This is a genomic window from Microbulbifer agarilyticus S89, from assembly GCF_000220505.1.
Taxonomy (GTDB): domain Bacteria; phylum Pseudomonadota; class Gammaproteobacteria; order Pseudomonadales; family Cellvibrionaceae; genus Microbulbifer; species Microbulbifer agarilyticus_B.
In genome coordinates this window covers 1-12,547 of record NZ_AFPJ01000024.1, presented here as the reverse complement: position 1 = coordinate 12,547, position 12,547 = coordinate 1, and the positions used below count along the sequence as shown (strand labels likewise).

Sequence of the window (12,547 nt, the reverse complement as noted above, 5' to 3'; positions counted from 1 at the left end):
CGTGGCCAGAAATGGAAAGAAGTGAACGAATAGAAAACGTGATTAAAAGAATATCTGCACAAGAAACGTTATGAACCTGAAAAAACAGTGGCTTGCCTGGCACAACAAACTCGGTTGGTACGCCCTCGCCGGCATTCTGGTATGGGCGCTCTCGGGCATTAGTCACCCGATGATGGCCTGGTTTGGCCCCAAGGCCGCCAAGTTTTTCCCGCCCTCGGTGAGCCTGCAGGCGGAAGATCTGGGCAATTTGCCGCAACTGCTCGCCGATGAATCCCGGGTGCAGGGTGCGCGGGTGGTAAAAGTGGTGCCCTCGCAAGCGGGCCCACTACTACAGGTTACCGCGAGTGAGACGGCACCGCGCAACTACTATGCCCTGAGTGACGGTCGCGAAATCGTGGAGGGTGACCTGGCTCAGGCGCGCTGGCTCGCCGGCTACTACAGTGGCCGCAGCGACACGCAGATCGCCGACGTGCAGCTCCAGACCGAGTTCGACAACGCCTATCCCTCGGTAAACCGCTTACTGCCGGTGTACCGGGTCGAGTACGCCGGTGACGATGGCCTCACCCTGTTTGTGCACACCGAAACCGCAGCGCTGGCCTCGATCACCAATAACAGCAAATCGTTTATGCAGGGCGTTTTTCGCCAGCTGCATACCTTTGCGTGGCTGGATGGGCTGGAATACGGGCGGCTGGTACTGATCGGCCTGCTGATGCTGACCCTGTTTGCGTTCGCGGCCACGGGTATTGCCCTGGTATTCGCGTTGCGCCCGCCCAAGGGCAAGAAGCGCAAGATTAAAGATGGCAAGCGCCGTTACCATCGCTGGCTGGGTTATGCCCTGTGGCTGCCGCTGTTGGGTTGGTCTGCCAGTGGTTTCTACCACCTGCTACAGCAGTCCCTGGTAGAGCCGGTGCAGGGACTGCGCCTTGGCGAAGTGGGTGAATTCCGCAACCTGAGTACAGATTTCGGCTGGGTCAGCCAGTTGGATGGCCGTGCCATCAACAGTTTGTCGCTGATTAGCGGCGCTGATAACGCACCCCTGTATCGCGTGGGCTTTGCCCCGGAAAGATCGTCCGCACCGGGTAGCCGCAACCAGCGCTTCGATGGCAGGCCGAGCGAGGCGGGCGCGCTGTTTGTGAATGCGCGCACCGGCGCGCCGCTGCACACCTTTGCCGACCGCGAGCAGGCGCAACTGCTGGCCGGGCGCATTGGCAATATTGCACCACAGGATATCGCCGACATGCAGCTGGTGACCCGCTACGGCCCTGGTTACGACTTCCGCAACAAACGCCTGCCGGTGTGGCAGGTTACGGTGGCCGATGCCGACAAAACCACGCTGTTTGTGGACCCGGCCACCGGCGTGCTGGTGGACCAGTCCCGCGGGATTGATCGCGCCGAGCGCCTGTCATTCTCGCTGTTGCACAAATGGAGCCACCTGACCCCGCTCACCGGGCGTCAGGGTCGCGATCTGCTGATTGTATTTACCTTGCTGCTATTGCTGGTGAGTAGCGCCATCGGCGGGGTGATGCTGGCAAAACGCAACAAGCGCGGTGCAAAAGCGCCGCCGCAGCCGGCTGCCGCTGGCTCTATCGGCGCGGTGGCGACACAATAGGTATGTACGCCTAACCGAGCCTGTTGACCGTGTCATCTGTAGCACCTGTAGCATCCGCAGTACCCCAGCCACTGGGTGGGGATAAAACCATTATCGTCAACCTGCGGCGCCTGACCGCGCTGCGGGCCATCGCCCTGAGCGCCTATATCGGTGTCAGCCTGTGGTTGGCGGATGCCCTGAGCGCCGGTGCTTTGGTATTTGTTCTGCTGGGGGTGGTGACCACCCTGATCAGCGGCTGGCGCGCCCGCGGCAGTGTCGCGGTAGGGCGTCTGGAATTTTTCGGTCACTTGCTGATGGACTGGCTGTGGCTGCCGCCCCTGCTTGCCCTGAGCGGCGGGGCCTCCAATCCGTTCGTGATTTATCTGCTGGTGCCCCTCACCATCGCCGCGGCAACCCAACCGCGGTTTTTCGCCTGGCTGATGGCGGCGATCAGTATTGCCACCTACACCGCGCTGATGGCGTTCTTCCCCGGTATCGACGGCGGCCACAGTGCGCATATTGGGCATGGAGCGGGGCACGGTGCAGGACATGGAGCCGGGCACGGCATGGCCGCCAGCCAGAGCGGCGATTTTTATCGTCACCTGATCGGCATGTGGGCCACCTTTACCTTTTCTGCGTTACTGATTGCGGGCTTTGTAAACAGCATGGCCGAAGGCCTGCGCAGCCGCGATCGCCACCTGCACCGGCTGCGGCAGGAACAGGCGCGGCGCGATCAGGTGCTGTCCCTCGGCACCCTGGCTGCCGGTACCGCCCATGAACTCGCCTCCCCGCTACAGACCATTGGCTTACTGGTCGAAGAGCTGCAGGCCCAGCAGGACCTGCCGGAGTGTGTCGCAGAGGACCTGGTGCTGCTGCAGCAACAGGTGAACCTGTGCAAGCAGGCCCTGGAGCAGCTCAAAAGTCGCGCGCGCGATCCGGCGGGTAACGAGGAATACCAATCGGTGGCGGGCTTTATCGACCGCAGCCTGGAGCGCTGGCAGTTACTGCGCCCGGAAGCGCGTTTCCAGCTGCAGCAGAGTGGCCCGCAACAAATGCGCGCACGCTTGCCGCTGACCCTCGAGCAGACACTGATTAACGTACTGAACAATGCACTGGATGCTTCTCAGGCGAACGGCTCGTCGGCGCCGGTCGCGCTCAACGTAGCCTGGGAAGCGGAGCGTTTGCGTATTGAAGTAGCGGATAACGGTCAGGGTTTTGACGCTGGTGCCGCAGCGGACAGCGCACCGCAAGCGGACGGTTTTGGCATCGGGTTGATCCTGAGTAAAAGCACACTGGCCCAGCTCGGGGGCAGCCTGACACTTGCAGCCCGGCACGAGTGCCCGGGGACCGTGGCCACCATTGAACTGCCCCTTGAAAGTGACCTGACGGAGGTATCGTGAGTAGTGCCCCGTTACGCCTGCTAATCGTCGACGATGAAACCGGCACCCGCAATATGCTGGAGCGGGCCATGTCCCGGCGCGGCTTTGACACCCGCGTGGCCGAGTCCGTTGATGAGGCGCTGGGGCTTATTGCCCGTGAGCGATTTGATTGCGCACTGCTGGATTTAAAAATTCATCACGACAGCGGATTGGAATTGATTGCGCCGCTGCGCGCAGAGAACCCGCGCGCGCGCATTATTCTACTTACCGGTTACTCGAGCATTCCCACCGCGGTCGCGGCGATCAAACTGGGTGCCGACGACTACCTCTGCAAGCCCGCCGGCGGCGACCAGCTGGTAGCGGCGCTCACCGACGACCAGGCCGGTGCCGGCGACGCTACCGAATTACCGGAAATCTCCAGCGCGCCGCCATCGGTCAACCGCCTGGCTTGGGAACATATTCAGCGCGTATTGGCAGAGAATGATGGCAATATTTCGGCCACGGCGCGGGCATTGGGCATGCACCGGCGCACGCTGCAGAGAAAGCTGCAGAAGCGGCCCAAGGGCCAGTGACGCCGTGCGCGGCTAAACATCAGGGCAGCAACTTCTCCAGCGGCCGACCACCCTGAATTTCCCGCTCCATTAAATAATGCGCGAGCGCGCGTTTCTGGCTGTTGCTGAAACCGTAATTGGGCATCGGCGGCGTTGGCGTGTCGAAATAATCCGCCAGCTGCTTCAGTGTGTAGCGGCGGCTCAGGCCTTTCAGGGGCAGCTGCTGGTGGCAGCGCATACAGTCGCGGCGCACAAAGATCTGCTCCCCCTGGCGCGCGGCACTGCCATCGATGGCGAGGGGCTTTTTCGGTGCGCTGATCGTCGGCCGTTTGCTGGTCGCTGTGCTGGCAGCACCTTGATCGGCGGCACCCGCCTGTACTCGGTACACCGCGCCCGCGTAATCGTCGGAGACATAAATAGTCCCGCGTGCATCCTCGGCAATATCCACCGGGCGGCCGTAAACCGTCTCACGGTCTTCAGCAAGAAAACCCCACAGGAAGTCCTCACTGCGAATACGGCCGTTGGCATCCCAGTGCAGTGCCACCACCTTGTAGCCGTCTTTCACATCCCGGTTCCACGACCCGTGCAGCGCAACCAGTGCCGCTTCTCGATACGCCGGCGACTGCTCGCGGCTGGTTAAAAAGCGCATACCGAGGGGCGCGTTGTGTGCGGGAAAATCGAATACCGGCGGTATGGAGTCGCGGATAATTTGCTGCAGCGCGGCGTCGCCATTTACGCCAAAGTCGGGGTCGGGAACTCGGTCGCCATTCGCAAACGGCCAGCCATAGAAGCCGTCTTGCTGTATGCGATTTAACTCGCAGGGCGGGAAGTCGTTACCGAGCCAATCGCGCCCGTTGTCGGTGGCATACATTGCGCCGTCTTTTGGTGACCAGTCGAAGCCGACGCTGTTGCGCAGGCCGGTGGCGTAGACATGGAAATTGCTGCCGTTGGGGCGGAAACGCATGATCGTTGCGCGCTGCGGGTCTTCTTCTATGCACACATTGCAGGTTGAGCCGCTGGAGAGGTACATCCACTCATCCGGCCCCATGCCGATCGTCTTGGTCCAGTGGTTACCGGTATCGGCGAGCCCCGCAACCACGCGCTGGTAGCTGCCGGCAATGCGTCCGTCGGAGTGATCAAACGGCACCCGTCCCACGGCGTCGCTTTCGGCGATATATAACCAGTCTTCAAACAGCGCCAGCCCGTGCGGGCGCTTTAGCTGGTCGATGAGCACACGCTGGCCATCGGACTCGCCGTCGCCATCGCGGTCTGCGAGCAGCAAGCTCACCTGGCCAAGCTTCGGCTGTGACACCAGCAGATCGCCATTGCGGGTCACCGCCATAAAGCGCGCATGGGGCACATCACCATTAAATAGCGTCACGTGAAAACCATCGGCCACTTTGATTTGGTGCTGCACGGTTTTTTCATCGGTGCTGACACCAAACATCTGCCCCCAGGGTACATTCACTCCGGGTAGTCGTCCGAGTGCCAGCGCGACGATCAACGCTAAAATCGAAATTACGCCAGTTGCTGTGAACAAGTAAAAAACTAGCGCCTTTTTCGACATGTGTCCCCCAACGTCCTTGATCTCGTAACAAAAGTAACTATAGTAAGCCGCTAAATCTCGCACAGCCGTACCAGTTGCGATACGCGCCACGCTTTTCCCCACAGCCTGTTCAGGTTAAATGTGACGACGGTCACGTGTGTGTAAGACATCTCTTACAACAAGTTCAGCACTTTCCCACTACCGTATCTTTCCCAAACGACCATAATGTAATTGCAAGGACGGAGAACGGATTGCAACGGCGGCAAGGATAGATCCCCAAGGAATGGAGATCGCGCTGCCAGCCCGAAAGGATTTGGGCACCATCCTGTGAGACGCACCGCTTGGGCCGGATTGCTCAAGCGGTGTTTTACGTTCTGGCCCCGCAAAAAACTTTTCTGCATCAGTTTATTTCCTTTGTCTGGAAATCGTAACAAACCTCCGCTTTAATCAGGTCAAGCCGGTCAACTTTTTCTGACCGTGGAGGATGATGCATTCCGTAATCTAGTGCTTTACCCGTTTGTAACACAACCACCCTTTCACCACTGGTGGTCCAGCCTCCATCGACTCCAAATTTCGCCCCTTTCCTCTAATTCGCCCGGTCTACTCCGCGCACTCTCAGCAAGAGTCGTCAAATTCCTTATCCATTTGCAAAGCCCCGTTGGTCTGCCCGCGGGGCTTTGTTGCTTTTCAGGCGCGCATAAACGGGAGGTGAACTCGTGCAAGCACAAATCCTGAGGTTGAATCTCGCGGGACAACCGCTGGAATGGCTGAGCTGGGAAGAAGCCGCCTGCCTGTATGTGCGGGAGTTGGTCACCTGGACCTTGGGCGGTGTGGTGCAGACGGTGCATGGTGGTATTAACCGCCAGGGTGAGCGCTCCACTCTGGATCTGGCGGCGATTATTGCCTGTGGAGGGGATCGCATGGCGCGACCGCGCAACCGGCCACCGCTGAATAATCGCGCGCTGTTCGCTCGCGACCAGCACACCTGCCTGTACTGCGGTAGCTGGTTCCCGATTCGTGACCTCACGCGCGACCACGTGCATCCGGTATCCAAGGGTGGCCGCGACACCTGGGAAAATGTGGTCACCGCCTGCCGCCGCTGTAATCAGCACAAGGGTAGTCGGTTACTGGAACATATCGATATGGAGTTACTGGCGTTGCCATTTGTGCCCAACGCCGCGGAGTATCTGGCGCTGACCAATAGCGCGCGGATTCGCGGCGACCAGATGGAGTTTCTGCGCGGGCAGTTTTCGCGCAAGCGGCAGGATGGGTGGCTGTCTGACGTGCTGCAGCAGGTCAGCTGAGCGCGCGGGTTACACCCGCGCTTATTCGCTCAGCGCACCCCGTATCAGTGCGTTCAGATACTCGGAAAAATCATGCCCCTGATTCTTCAGCATTTTCGGGAACATGGAGATCGGGGTCATACCGGGGAAGGTATTTACTTCGTTCAGGTAGATCTCACCGTTGTCGGTAAGAAAGAAGTCGATGCGGGAAAGGTCTTTTAGTTGCAGGCCGACAAACGCGCGCTTGGATGCCTCGCGAATCCAGTTCAGTTGCCCCTCGGACAATCCCTCAGCTTCCACAAAGGTTTCCGCGCGGCTGTCTTCTGCATACTTTTCATCGTAGCTGTAAAAAGTGTCTGACGGCGCGCGCACTTCGCCCGGTGGGGTCACCACCAGTTCGCCCTGGTATTTGTAGGCCGCAACTTCCAGCTCACGCACAGTCAGGCATTTTTCCACCAGCACGTAGGGGGAGAGTTTGAATGCATCTTTTAATGCTTCATTGAGAGCTTCCGGGGTGCTCACCTGGTAGCAGCCCACCGATGAACCCTGGTTGGAGGCTTTCACAAACACCGAGCCCCACTGCCGCAACGCATCCTGGGCCTTGGCAAATTCCTCCGGGGTTTCCGCGCACAGGAACTGGTAGGGCGTATTGTCGATACCCAGAGCCGTCAGCCACAGTTTGGTGGTGACCTTGTTGAAGCAGTTCTTGCTCGCCTCCGGGCCGCAGCCGTAATAGGGCAGGCCGAGAATTTCCAGTTGCGACTGCAGGTCGCCGGTTTCACCGGGGTAGCCGTGGATAGCCGGGATTACATAGTCCACCGGTTGCGCACTGCCGCTTGTGCTGTACAGCAGTTTGTCCGAGCGCAGCTCGCGCAGCTGACCGTCCGTATCGATAAAGCGGCCATCCACATCCATAGTCACCCGCGTCAGCTGCAGCGCTGGTGACTTGGCCAGCGCCTGCTGAATAAAGTCTGCGGTGCGCAGGGAGACATCGTGCTCGCTGCTGCCGCCGCCGCAAATCAGCAGGACGTTGATGGGATTGGCAGACTCGTTTGTCATCGGACTCTCATTGGTTTGTTGTTGTACGTTAGCGCTTACTTTCGCCGGCGGGCGCACTCAATACCTGGGCACACTGGGCGGGCATGGGCGGCTTTTCTACCGGCTTTTCCGGCTCTTTGGACGGTGGGCGGTTAAGGATGGCGTAAAACTCATCGCTAAACCACCAATCCAGGCCGCCGCCACAGGGTGCATCCTTTACCTTCCCCTGCGGTTTGCAGCTGTTGTCCCCGGGCGGGCAATTCAGGCGGACATGAAAGTGATAGTTATGCCCCCACCAGGGGCGCACCTTGCGCAGCCATTCGTTATCGCTCCCTGCAATATCGCACATTTTCCGCTTGACGGTGGGATGTACGAAGATGCGCGCGACACGCGGATCTTCGGAAGCCAGGCGCAGGATACCCGGGATGCGTTCATCCCAGTTTTCCTCCAGTAAAACATGCTTTTTGGTATCGGCCATGGGAATGGCGGGGATGTTGTCACGCTCCCAGGGCGATAGCGGTCGCTCGGCAGCGCGGCGGTCCTGGGAAAACCAGATGTCGGCATCCAGCCCCATCTGGTGGCTGGTGTGGCCACTGCTGAAGGGGCCGCCGCGGGCCATGGACATATCCCCAATCTGCAGGCGCCCGAGATTGTTGTTTTCCACGTTGCGGGAAAAGTCCTTGAGGAATTTCACCAGATACGGGTTGCCGTAGTGGCGGTCGCGCCCGGTGCGCACCAGTTGAAAGCCGTCGCCGCGCAGCGGCATCTGTTCGGCGCCACTCAGGCAGCCGTTGGTGTAGGCGCCGATGCTTTCCGGAGACTGCTTGGAAGGGGTTTGCACGTCCTCCCATGGGTTTTGTGCGGAGTTTTGCGCGGAAAGATCTGTTGCAGCAAGCAACAGAAACAGGAGCGACGTGGTATGGGAAAATCGGGCGAAAATCGAGTTGGTCAACGGCATAACAGCGGCGGATGCGTCCGGTTGAGGCTCAGAGTGGGGCCTGTTCAGGCATTAGTGCTCGGGGAATTATAGAGGTTCCCCGAGCCACTTCTGTGGACGCTTCCGCTATTGAGAAAAATGGCGACGCGGGTGTTTACTGCAGGATTTCCTGGCACGCGCTCACCAGTGCCTGCATCTCTTCATCGGTGCCGATGCTGATACGCAAGTACTCACTAATCCGCGGCTTGTTGAAATAGCGCACGATGATGTTGCGCTCGCGCAGGGCGAGAAACAGCGCTTCGGCCGAAGTCTTCGTCGGCTTGGCGAAAATAAAGTTCGCGGTAGACGGCACTATGTCGAAGCCAAGTTTGGACAGTTGCTCACAGGTCCATTCGCGGGTGGCGATTACCTTGGCGCAGTTGTCCGCCAGCCATTCTCTGTCGGCGATTGCCGCGGTGGCCACCTTCTGCGCAATCCCGTCGATGGGATAGGAGTTGAACGAATTCTTCGCCCGGTTCAGCCCCTCGATCAGGTGTGCCTGGCCCATGGCATAGCCCAGGCGCAAACCGGCCAGTGCGTGGGATTTCGACAGGGTGTGGATAACCAGCAGGTTCGGGTAGCGCTCAATCAGGCTTACCGCGCTCTCGCCACCGAAATCGATATAGGCCTCGTCGATGACGACCACGCGCTCCGGGTGCAGCTGCAGCAGCTTTTCGATCTCCGCCAGCGGCAGGTAGCGGCCGGTGGGCGCATTGGGGTTGGGGATAATCACGCCGCCGGCGTTCTCTACCGCGTAATCCTCGACGCCGATGGAGAAGTCTTCGCGCAAGGGCAGGGTGCGGGATTCAATGCCGTAGAACTGGCAGTACACCGGGTAAAAGCTGTAGGTGATGTCTGGGAACAGCAGCGGTTCCGGGCGCTGGAAGAAACTGTAGAAGGCGTGTGCCAGCACTTCGTCGGAACCATTGCCCACGAATACCTGCTCGGGCGCGAGGTTGAACTCCGCGGCGATGGTCGTACGCAGTTGGGTAGATTCTGGGTCCGGGTACAGGCGCAGGTGCGCGGCGAGGCCGTCTTCCTGCAGTACCACCTGTGCCTTGGGCGAGGGCGGGTAGGGGCTCTCGTTGGTGTTGAGCTTGATCAGGCGTTCGGTGCTTTTCGGCTGTTCGCCGGGCACGTATGGCTGCAGCTGGGCAACCGCCGGGCTCCAGAAAACGCTTTGCTCATTGGTGGACTCGGTCATGGCATCTACTCCTGGTTCGCACCGCTACAGCGTCGGTGCGGGGAGATTTTATGCGTTCGCGACACAGACTTCGACCGTGAGATGGAAATTAGGCTGTGGCTAATAACTTGTCTGCTTATTCACCTTCGGTGCTGGCCGGTGTTTGCGGCTCTGTGCTCTCCTCGGCCTTGTCATCGTCCTTATCCTTCTCGATGGGGATATCGAACAGGGCCGGGGTGGCGGCGAGGAACTCGTCCATGGGCACTGGCTTGCGCCACAGCAGCGTCTTGGATTTCAGTTCCTTGGAGACTTCCGGAGAACCACTGAACTCGTCCATGCGGCCAATTTCCACCGCCGCCAGAAAACCGAGGAAACACCAGGGCAGCACAATGGAGGCGACCAGCCGCCAGTGCGGCGCAATGTTCAGCGCCAGGTAGGCCGCGCACCACAGCATCACCGGCAGGATCACCGCCAGCGCCAGGATGTTGAGCAGTGGTATCGCGTGGTGTATGGAATAGTTGAAATTGAGTAGCGAGCCGAACCACTGCCAGGCGGCGTACACCAGCGCCGCGGTGGCGGCGATGGAAAAGTGGGCAAGGAAGTGCGCCTCGTGCTTTACCACCTTGCCGATAAATGCCCAGGCCGCGGCGTAGATCAGCAGGCCGAAGATGACATCGGTCAGCACTTCCACAATACGGGTCCAGGGGAATTCGCTGGTGCTGCCGAGGAAGGCCAGCCACAGGCTGATGCCGGCCACCAGCAGGCACAGCAGTGTGGCGACCAGTGGGGTCGCCAGCCGATCGAACACATTCTCGGCCGAATGCAGCGGGATAGCCGGGGACACGCTCATGGCCGAATCGATAAAGCGTACGCGGCTCTTGCCCAGCTGTACCTCATCGCCGCACTGGATCTGGTAGGCATCCACATTCATCGGCTTGACCGACTTGTCGCGGAAGTTGCGCATCAGGCGCATGCCGTTGAGGCTTTTCAGGTCGTTTAAGACGTAACAGCCGTCTTCGTCGCGCAATACTTCGGCGTGCACCGGGTCCACATGCGGGTCTTCCAGCATCACCTCATTGCTGTAGCAGCGGCCGATGGTCGCGCGGTCGCCCTCCATACGGAAGCGGTTACACACCCGGTGAGCGCGATCGATGGTCTCGATAATCAATGCCATTGGATTTCGCTCACAAACTTCTGAGTAAAGGCCGTGGCCGATTCCTGGGTAAACCCGGACAGGGTGAAGTGGCTCACCAGTGCGCGGTTCTCATGGTCCACGGTGAGGCTCACAAAGAACACATCGAACAGGTTCGGAAAGTTCTTGTAGCGGCGCACGCAGTAGGTGGTGCGCGCAATCACCGGCTCGCGGCTGCCGTTGGCTTTGGGCGGTTGCTGTGCGTCGCCGTCGGTGGATGCTTGTTCCCCGGCGCCTGCGGTGTCCGGCTTCGTGCCATCGCCATCGCCATCGCCATCGCCATTTGCCTTGGCGGCATTACCGTTGCCGTTGCGCGGCTGGGTGGTGAACTGCTGCTTACAGTTAAAGTCGGTGACATCGTCTTCACTGGCGCTGTTGCCGGGGAAGAAGCCGCTCATGTTTTCTTCGTAGGCCGCGTAAAAACGCGACGACAAGAAGTCGTCCTCGGATTCCAGCCAGAAAAATTCGTACTCCACCCGCCCGGTGTCGAAGTCTTCCGACAGGTACACCACATCCTGCCCGGTGCAGCCCTTGGCTACCTGTTTGATCATTTCGTCTTCATCGTCGCTGGTATTTCCCCAGCACTGGATCGACGGCACGATTTCGCCCACCACCATGGCGTCGCCCAGTGGGCGCAGTTTCCAGTCGGCGCCGAGTATCTCGTCGATAATGCGCTGCTGGTTTTTGTGCAGCTGGCGGTCGATGATTGGTTGCAGCTCCGGGGTGCCGTTGCCATTTTCCAGATCGTTCTTGAAGTCTTCCAGCAGGCTGGAAAGCTTGTCTACCGGCACCAGAAAGCTGATCTGGTTACCGGCAGTGGCTACATTGATGCCCACCACTTCGCCGTTGCGGTTGATCACCGGGCCGCCGCTCATACCGGGGTTAATGGAGCCGGAGAAGTGGATGCGGTCGTAAAAGCTGCCGCTGGCGATCCCGTTATAGGTGCCCGGGACAATGGTCATGCCCAGGTCCAGCGGGTTGCCCATGGAGACGATGGTTTCACCACGACTCGGGGGCTGCTGTGCCAGTCGCAGGTAATCCGGCCCCGGTTCGCCTTTTTGCCGCAGGATCGCCAGATCATTGATGACATCCACATCCAGCAATTCCAGGTCGCCTTCCTTGCCATCCACCGACAGATACTTGAGTGCGTATTTGTCTTCATCGTGCACCGCCGCGGATACCACGTGGTAGTTGGTAGCAATAAGCCCGTCACTGGAAATCTGAAAGCCGGAGCCGAGGCCGGATTTGGAGTTAGAGGAGAGTTCGATCAGGCGGATCTGATACAGGCTGCCGCGGTAATCGCTGTACAGCTGTTCGTAACTCTGGGCCAAGCTGAAGCTGCTATAGAGAAGCAGCGAGAAGACAGCCAGATAGCTCAGGAGATTCAGGCGCGTAAACATTCTCGGCATCGTGGATAAAACAGCGCTGTGTAATTTATGGGCGAAATGACCGCCGAGTTTACGGGAAGGCCCGATGCCCAACAAGCAAGCAACAGGCGTCAAAGCGTGTGCCCGCGAAGCACGGGCATCGATTTGACAGTGTAGTGAATGGTTTCACATTACGCGGTGCTTCCCTGTGCCGCAGCCGCGCACCGGTTTGCGTACAAGGGCACAAGGTTCCACAGGTGGCGTATTCGCTCAACTCGCCGTTTAAATACACGCCAAATCGGTTCAGTACAGATGTCGTGTAATTTCGTGTAATGACGTGTGATCGACCTGTAATAGGGAAATCCGTAAATTTCACTTCAAGGTTGAAGGGGACGCGATGCCCGGCCCTCACAGGAGTCGCGGCAAGGTGGATTGCAGACACCC

General features: G+C 59.4%; 10 protein-coding genes. 4 read left to right on the top strand and 6 right to left on the bottom strand.

Going from position 1 to position 12,547, the window contains the following annotated elements; translation table 11 throughout:
• Positions 1 to 70: 70 nt before the first annotated feature.
• The 3 genes from AS89_RS0106615 to AS89_RS0106605 are packed head-to-tail and all read left to right on the top strand — an operon-like array spanning position 71 to position 3,539.
• Positions 71 to 1,609: a PepSY-associated TM helix domain-containing protein gene (locus AS89_RS0106615; RefSeq protein WP_010131682.1), complete on the top strand. Its 1,539-nt coding sequence runs from the start codon at positions 71 to 73 to the stop codon at positions 1,607 to 1,609.
• Between the two features lie 29 nt (positions 1,610 to 1,638).
• Positions 1,639 to 2,988 (top strand): sensor histidine kinase, encoded by a 1,350-nt coding sequence (locus AS89_RS0106610; RefSeq protein WP_138976370.1) that lies wholly within the window; start codon positions 1,639 to 1,641, stop codon positions 2,986 to 2,988.
• Positions 2,985 to 3,539: a response regulator transcription factor gene (locus AS89_RS0106605; RefSeq protein WP_010131678.1), complete on the top strand. Its 555-nt coding sequence runs from the start codon at positions 2,985 to 2,987 to the stop codon at positions 3,537 to 3,539. The genes AS89_RS0106610 and AS89_RS0106605 overlap by 4 nt, the downstream gene beginning before the upstream one ends.
• Before the next feature lie 19 nt (positions 3,540 to 3,558).
• Here the strand turns inward: AS89_RS0106605 and AS89_RS17095 are convergent, their stop codons facing one another.
• Positions 3,559 to 5,058, bottom strand: a complete 1,500-nt coding sequence (locus AS89_RS17095) for a PQQ-dependent sugar dehydrogenase (protein ID WP_237709642.1) — start codon at positions 5,056 to 5,058, stop codon at positions 3,559 to 3,561.
• 722 nt (positions 5,059 to 5,780) lie between these two features.
• Here AS89_RS17095 and AS89_RS0106595 point away from each other — a divergent pair.
• Positions 5,781 to 6,368 carry an HNH endonuclease gene (locus tag AS89_RS0106595; protein ID WP_010131676.1) on the top strand — a complete coding sequence of 196 codons (588 nt, stop codon included), beginning with the start codon at positions 5,781 to 5,783 and terminating at the stop codon, positions 6,366 to 6,368.
• Positions 6,369 to 6,389: 21 nt separating this feature from the next.
• On the opposite strand, the gene AS89_RS0106590 is transcribed toward AS89_RS0106595, so the two are convergent.
• From AS89_RS0106590 to AS89_RS17090, 5 genes are all read right to left on the bottom strand, one after another.
• Positions 6,390 to 7,406, bottom strand: a complete 1,017-nt coding sequence (locus AS89_RS0106590; RefSeq protein ID WP_010131675.1) for a D-alanine--D-alanine ligase — start codon at positions 7,404 to 7,406, stop codon at positions 6,390 to 6,392.
• 28 nt (positions 7,407 to 7,434) lie between these two features.
• The gene (mepA, locus tag AS89_RS0106585; protein ID WP_237709641.1) at positions 7,435 to 8,226 is read right to left on the bottom strand and encodes a penicillin-insensitive murein endopeptidase; all 792 of its coding nucleotides are present in this window, start codon (positions 8,224 to 8,226) and stop codon (positions 7,435 to 7,437) included.
• Between the two features lie 250 nt (positions 8,227 to 8,476).
• Positions 8,477 to 9,565: a histidinol-phosphate transaminase gene (hisC, locus tag AS89_RS0106580; protein WP_010131673.1), complete on the bottom strand. Its 1,089-nt coding sequence runs from the start codon at positions 9,563 to 9,565 to the stop codon at positions 8,477 to 8,479.
• Between the two features lie 115 nt (positions 9,566 to 9,680).
• Positions 9,681 to 10,718, bottom strand: coding sequence for an FHA domain-containing protein (locus tag AS89_RS0106575; protein ID WP_010131672.1), 1,038 nt, complete (start codon positions 10,716 to 10,718; stop codon positions 9,681 to 9,683).
• Complete coding sequence (locus AS89_RS17090; RefSeq protein WP_010131670.1) at positions 10,709 to 12,136, bottom strand: S1C family serine protease; 1,428 nt, start codon at positions 12,134 to 12,136, stop codon at positions 10,709 to 10,711. Before AS89_RS17090 ends, AS89_RS0106575 begins: the two co-directional genes overlap by 10 nt.
• Positions 12,137 to 12,547 lie beyond the last annotated feature (411 nt).

Bases quoted from the DNA above. Each gene is read 5' to 3' on its own strand.
- hisC (WP_010131673.1), bottom strand. From the start codon at position 9,565: ATGACCGAGTCCACCAATGAGCAAAGCGTTTTCTGGAGCCCGGCGGTT.
- AS89_RS0106615 (WP_010131682.1), top strand. From the start codon at position 71: ATGAACCTGAAAAAACAGTGGCTTGCCTGGCACAACAAACTCGGTTGG.
- AS89_RS0106575 (WP_010131672.1), bottom strand. From the start codon at position 10,718: ATGGCATTGATTATCGAGACCATCGATCGCGCTCACCGGGTGTGTAAC.
- AS89_RS17090 (WP_010131670.1), bottom strand. From the start codon at position 12,136: ATGTTTACGCGCCTGAATCTCCTGAGCTATCTGGCTGTCTTCTCGCTG.
- AS89_RS0106590 (WP_010131675.1), bottom strand. From the start codon at position 7,406: ATGACAAACGAGTCTGCCAATCCCATCAACGTCCTGCTGATTTGCGGC.